The following is an 18,255-nucleotide window of genomic DNA, read 5'->3' as shown; positions in this document are numbered from 1 at the left end:
TATAAATCAAACACATTGCAGACTTAGAAGCGCAATTAAAAAATAGATATTGTTAGCGATTGTTCTTAATTGCGCTTCTTTTTGAATCCAAACAAACCATGTTCAATGATTTGTTCTGATACCAATTTTGGCACCGCACTTTCCCAGTCTCCTTGCCCAGATTTGAGTTTTTTCAGCACGTCTCGAGAGTAAATATTAAAAAGATTTATATCGCTGGTTTCTAGACCTGTCAAAAAGTCATTTTCAAGCAGATGTCGATACAAAAACCTTAGATGCTCCTGAACTTTCAGATTGGTGAAATCGCGAAGTTCGCCATCCGCGTTAATTTCGGGATAAATAAACATGCGAGTATTGTCCGGAAACAGCTTGCCAAAGCCCTCCAAAATACCGCCTTCAACACCCCGGTAGGAGTCTTCATCAAAAATTTGCTTAAGGTTTATCATGCCAACAACAATGCCGATTTCCATTTTGGTATATTGGCGAAAGTAGGCGCGTAATGAAAAATACCGCGTGTAATCCGAAATCATCACATTGTATCCGAGTGCATTAAGCAACTGCACACGTTGGACTAGGTCTTCTTCAGGCACATGGTTGTCATTACCCTTTGCATCATTCAGTGAAATTTCAGCAATAACAACGGTGTTTTTTTCATTCACACCGGCCTGATTGAAAAACGCCTTTTTACCTTGCTCAATCATATCAAGATTCAAATTTGTGACTGGCCGAAACGAACCACGAATGGTGATTACATTCTTTTTGTACAACATTTCTGCCGGTACGCTAATACTGCCATCAGGCTTGAACATGATCGCTCTGGTTTTCCAGCTTCTGATCAGATGAAGATTAATCGCTCGATTGTCTATATCTTCAAAATATGGCCCTACAAATTCAATTGAGTCTATTTCTAAGCGACCGTGCTTAATGCTGTCGGTGAGCGAATCGATAATCATTTTCGGATTTTCAAAATAATAATACGCCGCATAAATCAGGTTAACACCTAATACACCAAGAGCTTGCTGTTGTGCTTCTGCGTTGTCATCATGCATACGTACATGCACTTTTATATTTGAGGGCTCTGCCCCAGGGTACATTTGAATGCGAATGCCGCACCATGCATGGCATTCATTTTGACGATTGAAACTTTTTGCGGCCACCGTCGCTGCATAAGCAAAATACCGTGAAGCTTTAGAACGACCTTCACTCACGCGTTCTAATACTAAATCTAACTCTTGTTGCATCATGGCTTTTACGCGCGCTTTGCTGACGTAACGGCCATCGCTTTGTACCCCATATATCGCATCCGAAAACTTCATGTCATATGCCGACATGGTTTTTGCGATAGTTCCAGCAGCAGCACCCGCTAAAAAGAATTGTCTTGCCACTTCTTGACCCGCACCAATCTCAACGATCGTGCCGTATTTTTTATCATCGAGATTTAACCGAAGTGCTTTTTGCGAAGTTGAGCGAGAGCTGACGTTTCTGTGTTCCATTGGGGCTCCTGAGTACTGTCAAAGCAGCTATATAGCCTTACTTTGAAATTGTCATGAATATTATTGTATTGATAAATACACCGTTACATAGCTATCTTATCGGCGCTTAGCAATTAAATTTAAATTTAAGTTATCGTATCAAACACTGAAAATCAATGTACATTCAGATACTTAAGCAAGGATATTAGTGACAGCCAATTTCAAGGCGAAAAATTAAGAGAAATGAATTTTAGCCTAAGCAGCAAAGGCCCTTCATAATATTGCTATCAACTTGGGTTCTTTTCGCGTTGAAGCCTAGCGAGCATCGACATTTTCTCACCATAGTCATCTGAGATCCGCGCCTTACCCGCTTTACGTTTCGCTAATCGCAAGTAATCCTCAGTGCTGTCTAAGTCACCCAAGTTTAAGTACGCTTTAGCCAAGCCAAAATAGAATTGATGTGGGCTGTCATCAATCTCAATTGCATCTTTAAAATGTCTAATGCTCTGCTTGAACGCTTCATTTTCAAGCGCCTCCTCGGCTAGCATTAAGTGATAGTAAGGATTGTTGACTCTTTGCTTTTGTATGCTTGCATGGATTTGCTGCGCTTGCTCGACCCTTTGCGTTTTCTCATACAGTGCAGCCAAGTTCTCCCAAGCAGTCAGGTAATTTTCATTAACGGTAATCGCCGCTAAATAAGCTTGCTCCGCGAAGGCCATTTCGCCAACCTGCCGATAAACTAAACCTAGGTTTAACATGGCGCCCTCGTACTGAGGGTCAATCCTCAAGCTAGCCCGCAAATAGGCATAAGCGTGATTTAACTGACCTTTAAGTATAAGTTCTGCGGCCTTGTTATTATAAAACATGGCAACTATCCGCTGTTTGTCTATTTCATTTGCGTTAAATTTGTACGCGCCCTCTTGCGGATCAAAGTCGATGATTAGATTACGCCGAAAAAGGCTAAAAGAACTTACCGTATATTGGGGTACAATCCGCAAATTGATATGCCCGTTAAGCAAAGCGAAGCCGCTGCGACGAGTCCAAAATTCTGGTATGTCTATTTGTTGAAAACGGGCGTTAAATCCGGCATGACTGGCCATAGCATAGGTCATGATCGTCAGCGACAAACAGTTGGCTGCGCGGTTCTCAAATGTGGTGTTGGCATCGGTATTGGCATCGGCTTGATACAAGAGATCAAACTCAGAACGGTTAAAGATATCGCGCATAAGAGATTGAACTTGTTTTTCTTCTGAATCTTTGCCGCTGGTGGCTTTATTCACGAACTCTTTTGCTTCGTCGCTAAGTGTGAACAGGCTTTGCGGACTCTCTATCAAAAAACTATCCGCCGCTGGAAAAACGTGGTCATGCAACGCCGCTTCACTATCAACTAATGTATGTTGACCTTCAAACACCCCTGCAGATTGGCAACCCGTTATCAAAACAAGCGCGATACTTGTAAGCAGTGAGCGGTAAGATAATCTGAAAGTCATAGAACACCCGAAACAACGTCCAATAATCGTAAGCATAGTCCTTTGCTTTGCGCTTAGCAATGTACGCTAGTTTTACTATCAGTGCGTTTACTTGTATGACCTTAATAATGTTTGATAAAAATCGACGAATTACTTGAGCACGGATTTTTACGCGTGGTATACGGCGACTGCCAACTTGAAAAGCTAGTCGCGTTTAGCTGCAAGCGACGCAGGTTTTGCCCCAGTTGTGGTGCCAGAAGTACAGCTTTGTTGGTCTAAATTAATAATATTCCAAAGTGATGCTTCAAAAATACTAAAGCATAGTTTATTCTCTTTTCGTTACCAAATGGAGTAACATTTAAGAAAAGGAAACATAATGAAAAAAGCAGCACTAGGAACTATATTTGCCGCAGTATTTTTAAGCTCTGGTTGTGCAACAATCTTAACTGAAGAAACCCACGCTATTAATATATCAACTTCAAATGGTCAGGAAACTCAGGTAACTATTGATGGTGTATCATCGACAGTACCTGGTATTGTTCAGGTTAAGAAAGAAAATAAAAATAAAATCATTGTTGCAGAATCTGATGCATGTACTTCTGAGACAGCTTTGAACAAAGAAATTGAGCCTGTATTTTTTGTGAATCTTCTTTCAGGTGGCGTATTTGGGTCTTCTACCGATTATGGCTCTGAGAAAATGTGGAAATATCAGGACTCAGTAAGTATCAGTTGTAATTAAGGTTGCAAAGGATACTGACAAGGGAAACGTTTTACGTTTCCCTTTTGTTTTTACTGTTTTTTTGCTCACCAGCGAAAGGCTTACCTGTTGATATAGACGCCTCACTGCGTGAACTCGCAGCTTCAGATAAATGGCACAGGTTATTGCAGTTAAAAAGCGGCAAACCTATCAATACCAATACTGACTTATATCTAAGTCAGGCAGCATCACCTTACGAAGAAGTCGTCCTGACTTACCAACTATTGTTAAGCAAGCATCCAACAAGCTGTCGATACCCAGCTCGAGCAAGATTAATAGCCGCTGCTCTAGACATTGGTCTTAGTGTATTGCATACAGCCGAATGCCAAGAGTACCAATCTTTTTTAGATAATTTCCCAGTAGACTCGGTCTACTTAATTTATACCTCTGAAAATGTAACCCAGGCAAGTTCAATGATGGGGCATGTAATGCTGCGTGCCGACGGCGTTAATAAAGATGGTTTAGAGGTGCAACATGGAATTACCTTTTTTACTGAATTAGAAGGACTAAATGTCCCTAAAATAATGTGGCAGAGCCTAGTTACTGGCAAAGCAGGAATATTTCAAATTGCACCTTATGCTCCTTTTGTTGCTCATTATGTTAACGAAGAGCAGCGAAATGTTTATGAGTATCCAATTAACATTGATAAGCAAGATAGATTATTGCTGAGGGATATAATTTGGGAGTTTGGACGGACTCAAGCAGCTTATTACTTCCACACGTACAATTGCGCTACTCTTACGCAAGCTATGCTGGGCGTATTGGAGCCTACAATGATGCCAAGCGCGGGAGATTGGATAACGCCTCTAGATGTTGTAAAAGCGGCAAAAGAGGCTGATGTGCTTCAAGATGCTTCCCTGCGTCCATCGGTAGAATGGCGAATTAAATTATTAAGTCGACTGATTCCCAGTAGCCGGAAAAAGTCATTAGTAACTGAGCTGAAAGCTGACGTTTTCCCTACGATTGAAAAAGACTCAGGTAAGCAGCAGGCTTTTGAATTTCATTATGTAAAAGCATATCTTGATTTTATGAATGCAATGGGAAGTGCGCCGAGAGAGAAACAAAATAATATTATAAATTCCTTGAATGAACGCTTCCCAGAGCTTGCAGAATCTTTCATCGATGTCGGTGATTTTAAAAATCCCTTGAATACACCAAATGATGGCCAATTGCATTTAGGTTTGACCTACCAAAATGTTGATAGCGAAGCTGCAATTACTTTCCGATTGTTTCCTGTAAATAATACGATCTACGACGACAATAGAAACTTTTATGGTGAAAACGTACTAATTCTTAGTGACTTGCAATTTCGTATCGAACACGATTCAGACTTACTTATCGACCACTTTACTATCTATAATATGCAAACGATTAACGATTTTGATAGTGAATTTAGACGTTTTTCATCGGCTTTTTATGTTGGTGTCGATAGGATATATCAGCGAAACGGTGATAGAAAACTGAGTGGCATCGTTCGAGGCGGGATCGGCGTATCAAAAGTCTTTAGTACAAACTTTGGAATATATAGTTTATTCCAAGTATCCAGTGGCTTCAGAGCAGATGCTTTTATTATGGCTGAGCCAGAGTTAGGCGCTTACGTTTACTATAAGGATTATAAATTAGTCACAAAAGGCATTGCTCGATATAACGCATTCAACAATAGAGACTGGACCTATGATACGGAGATATCACTTATTTCATTTTTAAATTCTAATGTGTCTGTGTCTGCAAATGTTGGCATATTTTCTGGACTTAAAAAACAAGTGCAAGAAGTGTCATTAAATGTTCATTATGGATTTTAAGGATTCGGACAACAATGCGTTTGTGCTAAGAGCAAAGGTAGCATATATATATTATTGCCATCATTGAATAAAAATGCATTAGAGCACTAAGATTACCTTCAATGTTTGCCAGTCGTCACGTAAGGTGTCGGAAAGAATATATCACAGACTCGTGCGTCTACTTTACAGGCTTACCAAGGGTAAATGTTTTAATCGCTCGGGTATGCGAAAGTTCCAACAGGTTCATATGCCCCTGTTTATTTAGCGAATAAAGTTGTGCGAACAACAAAGTTAGAGTGGCCAATGCGTCATCTAGAGCATTATGTAAGGGGGTTGCTGATAATCCATAGTGCTTGCGGGCGCTGTCAAGGGTAACTGCTCCACTGGGCACAAAACCGTGAGTTTTTTCACAGTTGTATACCTCAAGCAGCATCGTATCGATGGTAGTTATTGTTGCCATGGGCAGCGATAAGGCCTGCCATAGCCTATCTAAAACCCGCATATCAAGCGTTGCGTTGTGTAGCACCCAAACATGCGAGTCCACATAATGCTGTAGCAGCATAATTTGTTCTCTGACATGGCAACCTCCGGCAATATCTTTTGCTGTTAGTCCATGAATCACTGGGCTTTGCTTTAAATCACCTTTGGCTCTCACCACTGAGTATTGAGCACTAGCCAAATCCACTTGATAGTTTGTGCCTGTCAACCATCCAATTGATGTCACCTTTGCAATATCGGTGTTTAAATCGGTTAACTCCAAGTCTAAAGAAAGTAAGGGTAATTGAGGATAACGAAGGTGTTTAAACTCTTCCCGAATAGGATGTTGTCCCAGCATGACTTTCTTTAAAAAGTCGAGCATTAGCCAATGCCTCCAGAAAACTGCAGTACAGCAGATTGCTGGGCGCGATGGATAGCTTGAAATGCGGCTTTTAACTGATGTTTTTCAATAGAAGAAAGGTCACTTATCCTGACAAAATTGTCCTGTACATTATTGCTTAACTGATGGCGCCAGCGTAAACGGTTCATAAATAACCATATATCGATTAAATTTTTACGATCCTTGTCTGATAGGCCCGACTCTACCGTTAAGTTTTTTAACCTTGCAACGGTGCCCGGCATAGTCAAACCTGCGCTCAATGCATACAAACGCACCAGGTTATTAATAATCGCGACTGCACTTTTCTTTAAATCAATGCTGTCTTTAAACTCCGATTTTTTCGCATAAACAAATTTTTGAAACATCGATAAAGGCACGCTACTCTCATTGGCACTTCGCGCCAAAGCCGCTAAAAATAAAGCTTGCTTGAAGAGTGGCTTACGTTTGCCTTGCAGTTGTTCAAATAGTTTGGTGTCTCCGGCAGCTGCGCGTGCATCCAAAAATATATTAAAATCCAAAATAGCTTGATTGGTCGGCGCGCTTACCCAACGCTGAGCTTGCTTATAGGCCGCATCAACTGACATTCTTAAGGTTGGATTACTCGCCATGATGTTGCCATCACACAGCTTTATGCCGCATTTACCTAATCCCAAACAGACGTATTCTGACATGCCCTCAAAGTACGCTTGCTGCTGTTCATTCGGTTCGCTTTCAAACAGCAAAGCGTTATCTTGGTCTGACCCCATGGTCTGGTCTTCGCGAGCTTGCGAACCATAAACAAGCCAACAGTAGTTGATAGGCGCTTGACCATGCTCTTGCTGATAAAAGGTAATGAGCTTGCGTGTCATAATATCCGTGGCCTGCGAGAGTACCTTTCCGGCAATATCAAAATCACCGGCTCGCTTGGCAGACGAGGCCAAATATTGAGGGATTTGCCAAGCTTTAGAGATAAGCTGGTCAATGTTTTCAGCATTTGCCAAATCACTGATAACAAACAGTACATTTGTGCGCTGCTGCTTTGAAATATCGGTGTTAGTAATCATGCCAAGGGGTATTTTAGTGATCGCATCGAGCACGGGCAGATGATTAATGCCGTATTGTGACATCGTACAAATAGCATCAAACAAGGTTTTGTTTTTGGTCAAATAGGCCGGAGATTCGGTCATGATTTGCTTTATCGGGAGTTGTGTATTTAGACCCACTGCAACCACTCGGTTACGTAGATCTCGATCGGTAGCAATACCGATTAGGACTTCATTATCCATCACTAAGACTGAAGATACTTTATGCTCACTCATGCATTTAGCAGCAAGTTGAATTGAATCTCCTGGACTGACTATAACCGGTGCATGGTGAATCACCTCATGCAGGGGCTTATATAACCACATTGAATTTGAGTCAGTCACCGCTTGATTCTGCAAAGAGTCGTCTTTTGATGCTGTAAAAAACTGCGCAAATGCGGGTGTTTCCATACACAATAAAAAATCGTCTTTAGGTATACATAGCAAAATACCTGGGCTGTCGACATCAACATGTATGGCGTAGTCAACTTTATTAATTAAACGTGCATAGCCAAAATAGTCGCCATCGCTCAAATGCTTGATAGGACCATCGCAGTCTTTGACTGCATACTGGCCCGTCTGAATGACAAACAAACAGTCCTTATGTTTTGCAATCAGTTCCTGTTGATTCTCTGGGGCCAAGTAAATTAACTGACTATGCTGCGCAAGAGACTCACGAACCGACTCGTCTAGCTCGTCAAAGGGTCCTTCTTGCTGCAAAAACTCGACAATCTGCTGTGCTGTTGCGCTCATTCCAATACCTATACCTAGCTTCACTATGACGTAAGTAGTAAACGCCTGATGTTCAAGCATCTGTAGCGGCGCCTGAAATTACATAGTGTTAAACTTGAAGTCGTTTTTAAATAAATAAGCCCAGCATACGCCGGGCTTATTTCAATTCCTAGTAATTAAACCTTATCCTAAGGTTAGTGAGCCGAAGCTTCACCAGCACCTTTCGGGAAGCGGATACTTTCAACAAGGTCTTGAATTTCTTGTGGTGATTCTTTAGTCATTTTAAAGACCACGAATGCCACTATGAAATTCACCAACATACCAATTGTGCCGATACCTTCTGGCGATATACCAAATAACCAATTTTCGGATGTGTTGAGCTCTGGGGCGACAAACTTGAAGTAAATGATATACGTCATAGTAAATATCATACCGCTTATCATGCCCGATACTGCACCGTGGTTGTTCATGCGCTTAGAGAAGATCCCCATGATAATCACTGGGAAGAAACTCGAGGCCGCTAGTCCAAAGGCGAAGGCCACCACCGCTGCGACATATCCTGGTGGATGGACTCCAAAGTAGCCGGCAATACAGATGGCGACACCTGCCGCTATTCGAGCACTGAGCAACTCCTTTTTATCGCTGATATTTGGCGCAAACGTTTTCTTCAATAAGTCATGGGAGACCGATGTCGAAATTACCAGCAGTAAGCCTGCCGATGTCGACAGCGCTGCTGCCACCCCGCCCGCTGCAACCAAGGCAATTACCCAAGCAGGTAAGCCTGCAATTTCTGGATTAGCCAATACCATGATATCGCGGTCAATACTCATTTCATTGCGCTCATCACCTGAATAGAACATTCTGCCGTCACCGTTTTTATCTTCGTGTGAAATCAGACCAGTTTCTTTCCAAGTCGTGATCCACCCGGGAGTTTCAGTTAACAGTGTACCGGTTTGCTCAGTACCGTTAATGGTCTCAATCATGTTTACACGAGCAAAAGCAGCGAGCGCAGGGGCTGTAGTATAAAGCAGCGCGATAAACGCCAATGCCCAACCGGCACTCTTACGAGCATCAGATACTTTCGGTACTGTAAAGAAGCGCACAATAACGTGTGGTAAACCGGCTGTGCCGACCATTAAGGCAAAAGTAATCGCAAATACGTCTATCATACTCTTGGTACCAGAGGTGTATTCGTTAAAACCTAACGAAGTTGAAAGGCCGTCAAGCTTGTCTAACAGATGCACGCCCGAACCGTCTGCTAAGGTCGCGCCAAAGCCTGTCATGGGTAAGATATGACCGGTAACCATAATAGAGATAAACACAGCGGGCACTAAATAAGCAAAAATCAGTACGCAAAATTGTGCCACTTGCGTATAGGTGATGCCTTTCATACCACCAAGTACCGTGTAGAAGAATACGATACCCATGCCGATAATCACGCCCGTGGTAATGTCGACTTCAAGGAAGCGACTGAACACTACACCTACACCGCGCATTTGCCCTATAACATAGGTAAAACAAACGATGATGGCACAAATTACCGCAACGGTACGTGCTGTTTGGCTATAATAGCGGTCGCCAATAAAGTCTGGCACGGTGAACTTACCGAATTTACGTAAGTAAGGCGCCAAACAAAGCGCGAGTAATACATAGCCGCCTGTCCAACCCATTAAGTAAACTGCGCCATCATAGCCCATAAACGAAATAAGACCCGCCATTGAGATAAATGATGCTGCCGACATCCAATCTGCGGCAGTTGCCATACCGTTAAGGACCGGCGGTACACCGCCACCCGCAACATAAAAGTCAGTGGTTGACCCAGCTCTTGCCCAAATTGCAATGCCTATGTAGAGAAGAAAAGACGCCCCTACTATTAAAAATGTTAATACTTGAACGCTCATGATTATTCCTCTTCTACACCGTATTTTTTATCCAATGAATTCATCAGTTTCATATAAATGAAAATCAGAGCCACAAACACATAGATTGCTCCTTGCTGAGCAAACCAAAAGCCTAATTTGAACCCAAAGAAATGGATGTTATTAAGCTGTTCTACAAATAATATGCCGGCGCCAAACGAGACGACAAACCAGACCGCTAAAAGCTTAAATAGGATAGAGAGATTCTCTTTCCAATAGGCTTTTTGATCGTTTTCGTTTTTAAAACTCATTTTTAAAGTCCTCTACCAGGTTGAGTGGTTGTATTGCTGTTTACATTTCAGTAACGATAGGTTTTGTTGCCAAAGCTTTTGCTTTAAAACTTAAAAAGCGACGGCTAAAATCGTCTGCAAAACCTATCTTTACTGAGCTGGTGATCACTCTAGTTTTGTTACTCACTGGGTTAAATGCGACCTTGGTCTTACGGTATTAGTATTAGATCGTTATGTGGTAAAGTGGCAGTTGTTAAAAGCTTGTATAGGAATTTACATGTCGATCGGTTGGATAGCACTGGCTCTAGCGTATTTACTACTGCTGTTTTGGATAGCGAAATGGGGCGATCGAAACTCCCCAACGGCTCGTTGGATTACATCTCATCCTTTAGTCTACTGTCTTGCCTTAGGCATTTATTGTACGGCTTGGACCTTCTATGGTGCCGTTGGGCAATCGAGTACCGACCAGTGGATGTTTTTACCCATTTTGCTAGGCCCAATCATCGTTTATCTTGTTTTTAACTCCTTTATTTACAAGCTTGTTCACGTCAGTAAAAAGCAACATATCAGCACCATTGCTGACTTCATCAGTTCTCGCTACGGCAAACGCCAGGTAGTCGCGCTGGTAGTAACAATTATTGCACTGCTGGCTACCATTCCCTACATTGCTTTGCAGCTCAAAGCCATTGGCTCGACATTTCAAATGATCACTGAAGAAAAAGACAGTCAGTTGATCATTATTATCGCTAGCTTATTTATTGCGGTATTTGCCATGTATTTTGGCACGCGCAATACTGACGTGACCCAATATCGAAGGGGTCTGATGCTGGCGATCGCCTTTGAATCTTGTATCAAGCTAATTGCCTTAGTGCTTGTTGCATTTGTTGGCTACCAAATTTGGCAAACACAGGGCTCTGGCAACCTGCTCGCCGACTATGCCAGCTCTGAAGCAATGCAAAGCTTTTCTAGCATGAATTTTTGGTCACAAACGATTATGGCAGCTGCAGCGGTAATTTGTTTACCGCGGCAATTTCATATCACTGTTATTGACAATTTACATCTAGAGCATATTCGTAAAGCACGCTGGTACTTTCCCGCCTACCTAATCATGATTGTAATGACTATTCCGATCATCGCAGCCGCAGGTAACACCATATTTGCTGCTAACCCAATCGACGGCGACAAGTACGTCATGGGTATTGCCTTGTTTTCTGAATCTATTGCTCTGCAAATCATCGTTTTTGTTGGCGGGCTATCTGCAGCAACTGCAATGATTATTATCGCCACACTTACACTCAGCACTATGATCACCAACGATGTGATCTTACCCAAACTAATGGATAAAGGACTCGCGGCTGGACGCAATAAAGTCAAACGAATCAAAATGATCCGCCGCTATGTCATATTCTCTATATTGCTGCTGGCTTTCGCCTATCAGCAACAGATGGCATATCAGGCGCCTTTGGCCTCTATAGGGCTGCTGGCCTTCTCGCTTGTGATCCAACTGCTCCCCGCCATTGTCGGCGGACTATATTGGCAACGAGGGCATGCACATGGTGTATACGCAGGCTTGCTGACTGGCTTTGTCGTTTGGCTTATGTTTTTACTTTTTCCGCTAATAGAGCCAAATGCAAATATCTATCAGAGCGACATCGTCAGCCAAGGCGCTATGCTCAGTCTGGCAGCTAATATCATCGCTTACATTGGATTTTCGCTAATTTCCACACCACGATTAATTGACCGTATTCAAGCCAAGGCCTTTGTTTCGCCTGCGACTTATTCTGCCTCTTTTACAAGCAATAATGTATTTGAAGTAAGGGTAGCAGACCTTGAAACGCTGATAGGCCGCTTCACGGGAGATCATCGCTGTACTCAGTTGTTTGATGACTATCAAAAACAACATTCGGTTAGCCTAAAAAGCGATGATAAAGCCAGTCAGGCATTTTTGGAGTTTTGTGAGTTAGCACTTGGCGGTGTAGTTGGTTCGTCAAGCGCTAAAGCCCTCATCGACAGCGTTGTGCGCGGCAAAAAATTAGACATTACCGAAGTGGTTAATTTCTTTGATGAGACCACTCAGGCCATGCAGTTTAATATGAGTGCACTACTAACGTCTTTAGAAAATATCGATCAAGGGATCAGTGTGGTAGACAAAAACCTTAATTTGGTGGCTTGGAATAAACGCTATATCGATTTGTTCTCATACCCAGATGATTTAGTGCGCGTAGGCGCCTCTGTTGAGCCACTGATTCGTCACAATGTATTAAGAGGAGACTGCGGGCCCGGTGAGATAGAAATACAAGTACAAAGACGTCTGGAACATTTGCGCAACGGCACGCCTCATCGCTTTACTCGTCAGCGCGATGACGGCCATGTGATTGAAATGGTCGGTAATCCTTTACCGGGTGGAGGGTTTGTTACCAGTTTTCATGATATTACAGGGCATGTTGAAATTCAGCAGGCTCTTAAAGAATCTAACATCGATTTGGCCGCTCGCGTCGCAAAACGAACCGAAGAAGTGCACTCGATCAACGCAGAACTTAGGTTAGAGATTGAGCGGCGAAACCAATTAGAAACTAAGCTGATCAGAGCCCGCAAAGAAGCTGAAGATGCCAACGCCAGTAAAACCCGCTTTTTAGCATTAGCAAGCCATGACGTGCTGCAACCGCTGAATGCTGCCAAGCTATATTTAACGGTGCTTGAAGAAGCCGATATTGCCGAGGATCTCAAAACGACTATTCGCAAACTCAACGATTCGGTAGTCTCGAGTGAAAATCTGATTAGCACTATTCTTGATATCTCTCGCCTAGACCAAGGTGAACTGAAGCCGTTTATTGAAACCTTAAACGTCCGTGAAATGATCACACCAATCATTAACGAAATGAGTATGAAAGCCAAAGAGAAAGGGCTCGTTTTCAGGAGCCGCATTCAAGACTGTCATATCAGCGCCGACAAGACCTATCTGTATAGAATCGTTCAAAACCTAGCATCCAATGCAGTAAAATATACGCCGAGTGGAAAAGTACTCTTAAGCGTTCGTGTCATTCGAGAACGCGTACGAATTGAATTGAGGGATACCGGCATTGGTATCCCCGAAATTCAACAAGCCGCGGTTTTTAGCGACTTCTATCGGGTCGAAAACTCCCAAGAACAAGGTATAGGTTTAGGCCTAGGTGTAGTCAAACGACTGACTCAGCAGTTAAGTTGCCAAGTAAGAGTAAGGTCAGAAGAAGGCAAAGGCTCGTGCTTTTCCGTTGAATTCGCGCAAGTACCGCCGCCAGAAGCCCCAAAAATAATTAAGAACCCTACCCAATCAATATTCAGTAAGCTGAAAATTTTATGCATTGACGACCAAAGCGAAAATTTAGATGCAATGCAAACCTTGCTCTCAAAATGGGGCATCGACGTAAGAACTGCACAGAGCTACGAGAAAGCTATGGATATCGCGCAAAGCTTTAAACCGCATATTTTGTTAGTGGACTATCAGTTAGGGCGGGGACCCGACGGTTTAGAAATTATTGATTTAATTCGCCAGAAACTAAACACCATCCTGCCGGCATGCCTAGTTACTGCGCAGCGAGGTGACGAATTAATGAAAGCCTGCAATGATGATGGTGTGAACTATCTATCGAAACCGCTCAAACCTGCAAAGTTAAGAACGCTTATCCAAAGTATGTCAAAGTTTATTAAGCACGTTGAAGTTGCGGATAAGAAAACCCAACAAAACCTTTCTCATGGTGACAAAGGATGAAGCTAGTTAACCTGAACTCTGGATAATTAGATTGCTTAGACATCTTCTTTTAAGGGCGGTTCTAACTGCAGTTGGGATGCAATGAGTACTGCTTGCGTTCGATTATTTATTCCTAACTTGCGAAAGATAGCCGTGACGTGAGCTTTTACTGTTGCTTCAGCAATATCCAAGTTGTAGCCGATTTGTTTATTCAACAAGCCATCGCGCATATAACAAAGCACTTTGTATTGCGAAGGCGTAAGACTCGCCACATTCTCTGCAAGCTCCGAAAATGTTTCGTCGACGTCTTGTATTTGTTGACGCACCGATTCGGGAACCCACACATCACCCTCAAGCATGTTTGTTACCGCATCTTTTATATCTGCTGCACTTGCAGTTTTAGGAATAAAACCCATGGCGCCTAAACCTACAATCTTTGAGATCAAAGCCGCATCTTCAGTACCAGAAACCACCGCAATAGGAAGGTCAGGAAAACTTTTTTGTATGTGCAAGAAACCAAATAAATCGCTACTGCCCGGCATATGAAGATCAAGCATCAACAGATCAGCTTCGTTAGCTTGCAACACCGCAACGGTTGAGTTCAGGTCCCCAGACTCGAGAATATTGAGGTTATCAAAACCCATAGACAAAGCACCTTTTAACGCATCCCGATATAAAGGGTGGTCGTCGGCGATCAATAGGGTAACCATAGCTAGGTCCTTCTAAATCAAAAGCGGTGAGTTTCTCGATATTAACAAGATGTTTACAAAGAAGAAAGTTTTAATATTGCCCTTAAAAAAGGAGGCTTCAGCCTCCTTTCATATTAAACAACAATGTTTTATCGATTTAGGCGCAAATCGATAAGTGAATCTACCACCGACGGATCAGCTAAAGTAGACGTATCGCCCAGTTGGTCATGTTCGTTCGCGGCAATCTTGCGTAAAATACGGCGCATGATTTTGCCTGAACGGGTTTTAGGTAAACCAGTCGTCCACTGAATCAAATCAGGAGTTGCTATCGGGCTTAACTCTTTGCGCACCCAAGTACGGATCTGGGCCGTTAACTCATCGCTAGGCTCGATTCCTTCGTTAGGCGTAATATAGACATAAATGCCCTGGCCTTTGATATCATGGGGATAACCAACTACCGCAGCCTCAGCTACCATTGGATGTGCGACTAGGGCGGACTCTATTTCTGCGGTACCGAGTCTATGGCCCGATACATTCAGTACGTCGTCCACACGTCCAGTTATCCAGTAAAAACCGTCTTCATCACGTTTTGCACCATCACCCGTGAAATAAACATTAGGATATGCACTAAAGTAGGTTTCAATAAAGCGCTTATGATCACCAAATACCGTTCTTGCTTGCGATGGCCAGCTGTCTTTAATCACTAAATTTCCTTCAGCAATACCTTCAAGTTCGTTTCCATCTGCATCAAATATAGCAGGCTGTACTCCAAATAAAGGTCTTGTTGCCGAACCAGGTTTAAGCGGTGTCGCTGCCGGTAGCGGTGCAATCATCATGCCGCCGGTTTCGGTTTGCCACCACGAATCGATGATCGGACAGCGTCCCTGACCAATGACCCGATGATACCATTCCCAAGCTTCAGGGTTGATAGGCTCACCCACCGAACCAAGCACTCGAAGTGAAGATAAATCACAACCTTCCACAGGTTTTTCACCATGTGCCATCAGCGCGCGAATCGCAGTCGGCGCAGTATATAGACTATTAACCTTATACTTTTCAACTACTTGTGCAATTCTACGCACATCTGGATATGTCGGTACGCCTTCAAAGAATACCTGTGTTGCGCCGCAGGCTAATGGCCCATAAGTCATATAACTATGACCGGTGATCCAGCCCACATCGGCTGTACACCAGTAAATGTCATCTTCTTTGTAATCGAATGCGTAGCGGAAGGTCATCGCCGTGTACAGTAAATAGCCGCCGGTTGTATGAACTACGCCTTTAGGCTGACCGGTAGAGCCAGAGGTATACAGAATGAACAAAGGATCTTCAGCGTTCATCACTTCTGGTTCACACTGTGCAGAGCAATCGTCAATCAGTTCATGCCACCAAACATCGACATCAGCATTCCAAGCAATATCACCGCCAGTGAGCTTGTGAGTCAACACGGCAGTTATTGTTGGGCAAGCACCGTTTGCTATGGCTTCGTCAACGTTTGCTTTTAACGCTGTGCAGCGGCCGGCTCTTCGACCTTGATCCGCTGTAATAACGACCTTAGCATCACTATTATTAATTCTATCGGCAATCGCGTTAGGTGAAAAACCACCAAAAATAACCGAATGTACCGCACCAATTCGGGCGCATGCGAGCATGGCATATGCAGCATGCGGGATCATTGGCATATATATCGCAACGCAATCGCCTTTTTTAACCCCTAGCTTTTTTAATCCGTTCGCCAGTTTACATACTTCATAATGTAGCTGCTGATAGCTAACCTTTTCAGCATCTTTTGGAGAATCACCTTCCCAAAAAATCGCAGTTTTCTTCGCATTTTTTTCTAAATGACGGTCGATACAGTTGTAGCTGGCGTTTAGTGTGCCATCTTCGAACCATTTAATTTCACAGCTTTGTGGGCTGAAATTCGTATTTTTAATAATGCTTGGTTTTTGATACCAATCTAGTTCGCCCAACTGATCGCGCCAAAATGCTTCGGGATCATTAACAGATGCTTGATACATCGCTTGATATTCTTTGTCGCTAAAATGTGGGTTTTGTAACAGTGTCTCGGGCACTGGATATATTTTGGCACTCATTGATTCTGCCTCCGTAAAATGCGTTGTTATTACAAGCTTAACAATAGACTTCTTACTTAAAACCAAAATGAGACTTTGGTAGTAACGTAGAAAAGCTATCTTACAAAGCTCACATAATCTCGCTGAATTAGCTATCTCTTTAGTAAAGATAGAACCATGGTCTTATAGACCATCCGCTAATTTGAAAGTGCGTGAATGCGCATAAAATGATTGTATTAACTACATGAATTGACACAGGGCTTGCCCCTGACTTTCCCAAGCTTAAGCTGACTTCGGTCAGCTTTTTTTTATTCCTAGCTTAACAAAAGAATAACCGCTAAAGGCACCACAAAAAACACCCCGACAATATAGGCAACGCCATACATTTTTTGTTCAGCAACCTTCAGTGAGAGTTGGTAAGACAAATTAGGCGGCCACTCGCGCAAAAACGCTATACCGTAAATGGTTACGACCGCTAGCACATTGTAGCAAAAATGCACAAAGGCAATTTGCAATGCTAAGCCAGCATTCGGCCCATCTACAGCCAAGGCCGCAATAATGGCTGTAATACATGTGCCAATATTTGCACCTAAGGTAAATGGATATATGGCACGAGCCGTGACGATGCCGTTACCCACCAGTGGCACCATTAAAGACGTTGTAGTAGAGCTAGATTGCACCAAAACTGTCACAACAGTGCCAGAGGCAATACCTGCAACTGACCCACCGCCTAAACTTTTCTCAAGAATATCTCTGGCACGCCCGACCATGAGAGATTTCATGATCTTCCCCATCCACGTGATTGACAATATGATCAGAGTTAAGCCCAGCACAATTCGAAACAGACCATCATACAGCTGCGGAAATTGTGAACTCAATAACTTAACCGCATCAACCGCCGGGCCAGTTACAAACTTAACCGGGTTAAAAGAGCCAACATCCGCAGAGCTACCTAGCGTAAATAGTCCAACCAGCGCCGCACTCAAATACTCTAGAAATCCAAACATAATCTCTAATGGCAAGAATATAACTACAGCGAAGATGTTGAAAAAATCGTGGATAGTGGCAGCGTTAAACGCTCTTTGGAATTCTTGTTTGTCTTTGATGTGACCAAGGCTAACGATAGTGTTGGTAATGCTGGTGCCGATGTTGGCACCCATCATCATCGGGATCGCGATATGTATCGGCAATCCACCGGCTACCATGGCAACAATAATCGATGATACCGTACTTGAAGACTGAATTAGCGCCGTTGCTACCATGCCAATAATCAAGCCCATAAATGGGTTGCCGGCAAACTCAAACAGCGTTCGCGCATGATCTTCGGTAGCGGTTTTGAACCCTCCACCAATTAAGCTAACCGCCGTCAGCATTGCAAAAATCAGCAACACCAATATCGACCAGCGTATTGGTTTAGGCCATGCCTGTAGCCTGTTCATAGGGTCAGCAGACTGAGTGCTTGGTTTCATCAA

General features: G+C 43.1%; 12 protein-coding genes and 1 pseudogene. 4 read left to right on the top strand and 9 right to left on the bottom strand.

The window, feature by feature from the left end; all coding sequences use genetic code 11:
* Positions 1 to 65 precede the first annotated feature (65 nt).
* Both AB9H30_RS08260 and AB9H30_RS08255 read right to left on the bottom strand, forming a co-directional pair.
* Positions 66 to 1,490 carry a TonB-dependent receptor gene (locus AB9H30_RS08260; protein WP_371194183.1) on the bottom strand — a complete coding sequence of 475 codons (1,425 nt, stop codon included), beginning with the start codon at positions 1,488 to 1,490 and terminating at the stop codon, positions 66 to 68.
* Between the two features lie 266 nt (positions 1,491 to 1,756).
* Positions 1,757 to 2,959 carry a transglutaminase domain-containing protein gene (locus AB9H30_RS08255; RefSeq protein WP_371194182.1) on the bottom strand — a complete coding sequence of 401 codons (1,203 nt, stop codon included), beginning with the start codon at positions 2,957 to 2,959 and terminating at the stop codon, positions 1,757 to 1,759.
* Positions 2,960 to 3,091: 132 nt separating this feature from the next.
* Between AB9H30_RS08255 and AB9H30_RS08250 the strand changes: the two are divergent.
* The 3 genes and pseudogenes from AB9H30_RS08250 to AB9H30_RS08240 all read left to right on the top strand — a co-directional run.
* A pseudogene (locus tag AB9H30_RS08250) lies at positions 3,092 to 3,214 on the top strand (transposase zinc-binding domain-containing protein); the annotation flags it as partial.
* A gap of 100 nt (positions 3,215 to 3,314) precedes the next feature.
* Positions 3,315 to 3,677, top strand: coding sequence for an adenosine deaminase (locus tag AB9H30_RS08245; RefSeq protein WP_371194181.1), 363 nt, complete (start codon positions 3,315 to 3,317; stop codon positions 3,675 to 3,677).
* Positions 3,678 to 3,721: 44 nt separating this feature from the next.
* Positions 3,722 to 5,497 carry a DUF4105 domain-containing protein gene (locus AB9H30_RS08240; protein WP_371194180.1) on the top strand — a complete coding sequence of 592 codons (1,776 nt, stop codon included), beginning with the start codon at positions 3,722 to 3,724 and terminating at the stop codon, positions 5,495 to 5,497.
* Positions 5,498 to 5,654: 157 nt separating this feature from the next.
* On the opposite strand, the gene AB9H30_RS08235 is transcribed toward AB9H30_RS08240, so the two are convergent.
* The 4 genes from AB9H30_RS08235 to AB9H30_RS08220 all read right to left on the bottom strand — a co-directional run bounded on the left by AB9H30_RS08235 (position 5,655) and on the right by AB9H30_RS08220 (position 10,316).
* Entirely contained in the window at positions 5,655 to 6,335 is a 681-nt protein-coding gene (locus AB9H30_RS08235; RefSeq protein ID WP_371194179.1) for an exonuclease domain-containing protein, read from the bottom strand.
* The gene (locus AB9H30_RS08230; protein ID WP_371194260.1) at positions 6,335 to 8,167 is read right to left on the bottom strand and encodes a DUF294 nucleotidyltransferase-like domain-containing protein; all 1,833 of its coding nucleotides are present in this window, start codon (positions 8,165 to 8,167) and stop codon (positions 6,335 to 6,337) included. Before AB9H30_RS08230 ends, AB9H30_RS08235 begins: the two co-directional genes overlap by 1 nt.
* A 173-nt stretch (positions 8,168 to 8,340) precedes the next feature.
* Positions 8,341 to 10,047 (bottom strand): sodium:solute symporter family protein, encoded by a 1,707-nt coding sequence (locus tag AB9H30_RS08225; protein WP_371194178.1) that lies wholly within the window; start codon positions 10,045 to 10,047, stop codon positions 8,341 to 8,343.
* A gap of 2 nt (positions 10,048 to 10,049) precedes the next feature.
* The gene (locus AB9H30_RS08220; protein WP_371194177.1) at positions 10,050 to 10,316 is read right to left on the bottom strand and encodes a DUF4212 domain-containing protein; all 267 of its coding nucleotides are present in this window, start codon (positions 10,314 to 10,316) and stop codon (positions 10,050 to 10,052) included.
* A gap of 256 nt (positions 10,317 to 10,572) precedes the next feature.
* Here AB9H30_RS08220 and AB9H30_RS08215 point away from each other — a divergent pair, with 256 nt between their 5' ends.
* Complete coding sequence (locus AB9H30_RS08215) at positions 10,573 to 14,043, top strand: PAS-domain containing protein (protein WP_371194176.1); 3,471 nt, start codon at positions 10,573 to 10,575, stop codon at positions 14,041 to 14,043.
* A 35-nt stretch (positions 14,044 to 14,078) separates the two neighbouring features.
* On the opposite strand, the gene AB9H30_RS08210 is transcribed toward AB9H30_RS08215, so the two are convergent.
* The 3 genes from AB9H30_RS08210 to AB9H30_RS08200 form a co-directional block, all read right to left on the bottom strand.
* Positions 14,079 to 14,732: a response regulator transcription factor gene (locus tag AB9H30_RS08210; RefSeq protein WP_371194175.1), complete on the bottom strand. Its 654-nt coding sequence runs from the start codon at positions 14,730 to 14,732 to the stop codon at positions 14,079 to 14,081.
* Positions 14,733 to 14,860: 128 nt separating this feature from the next.
* A complete protein-coding gene (acs, locus tag AB9H30_RS08205) occupies positions 14,861 to 16,804 on the bottom strand; it encodes an acetate--CoA ligase (protein WP_371194174.1) in 1,944 nt (647 codons plus the stop codon).
* Between the two features lie 293 nt (positions 16,805 to 17,097).
* Positions 17,098 to 18,252 (bottom strand): Na/Pi symporter, encoded by a 1,155-nt coding sequence (locus tag AB9H30_RS08200; RefSeq protein ID WP_371194173.1) that lies wholly within the window; start codon positions 18,250 to 18,252, stop codon positions 17,098 to 17,100.
* Positions 18,253 to 18,255 lie beyond the last annotated feature (3 nt).

It is taken from the genome of Glaciecola sp. SC05 (assembly GCF_041380235.1).
In the GTDB taxonomy this organism is placed as follows: Bacteria; Pseudomonadota; Gammaproteobacteria; order Enterobacterales; family Alteromonadaceae; genus Glaciecola.
Note: the sequence above shows the minus strand (reverse complement) of the source record. Positions and strands in the feature narration are given on the sequence as shown.

Excerpts from the sequence above, each read along its gene's own strand:
- AB9H30_RS08260 (WP_371194183.1), bottom strand. The coding sequence starts at position 1,490 with ATGGAACACAGAAACGTCAGCTCTCGCTCAACTTCGCAAAAAGCACTT.
- AB9H30_RS08255 (WP_371194182.1), bottom strand. The coding sequence starts at position 2,959 with ATGACTTTCAGATTATCTTACCGCTCACTGCTTACAAGTATCGCGCTT.
- AB9H30_RS08245 (WP_371194181.1), top strand. The coding sequence starts at position 3,315 with ATGAAAAAAGCAGCACTAGGAACTATATTTGCCGCAGTATTTTTAAGC.
- AB9H30_RS08235 (WP_371194179.1), bottom strand. The coding sequence starts at position 6,335 with ATGCTCGACTTTTTAAAGAAAGTCATGCTGGGACAACATCCTATTCGG.
- AB9H30_RS08230 (WP_371194260.1), bottom strand. The coding sequence starts at position 8,167 with ATGAGCGCAACAGCACAGCAGATTGTCGAGTTTTTGCAGCAAGAAGGA.
- AB9H30_RS08225 (WP_371194178.1), bottom strand. The coding sequence starts at position 10,047 with ATGAGCGTTCAAGTATTAACATTTTTAATAGTAGGGGCGTCTTTTCTT.
- AB9H30_RS08220 (WP_371194177.1), bottom strand. The coding sequence starts at position 10,316 with ATGAGTTTTAAAAACGAAAACGATCAAAAAGCCTATTGGAAAGAGAAT.
- AB9H30_RS08215 (WP_371194176.1), top strand. The coding sequence starts at position 10,573 with ATGTCGATCGGTTGGATAGCACTGGCTCTAGCGTATTTACTACTGCTG.
- AB9H30_RS08210 (WP_371194175.1), bottom strand. The coding sequence starts at position 14,732 with ATGGTTACCCTATTGATCGCCGACGACCACCCTTTATATCGGGATGCG.
- acs (WP_371194174.1), bottom strand. The coding sequence starts at position 16,804 with ATGAGTGCCAAAATATATCCAGTGCCCGAGACACTGTTACAAAACCCA.
- AB9H30_RS08200 (WP_371194173.1), bottom strand. The coding sequence starts at position 18,252 with ATGAAACCAAGCACTCAGTCTGCTGACCCTATGAACAGGCTACAGGCA.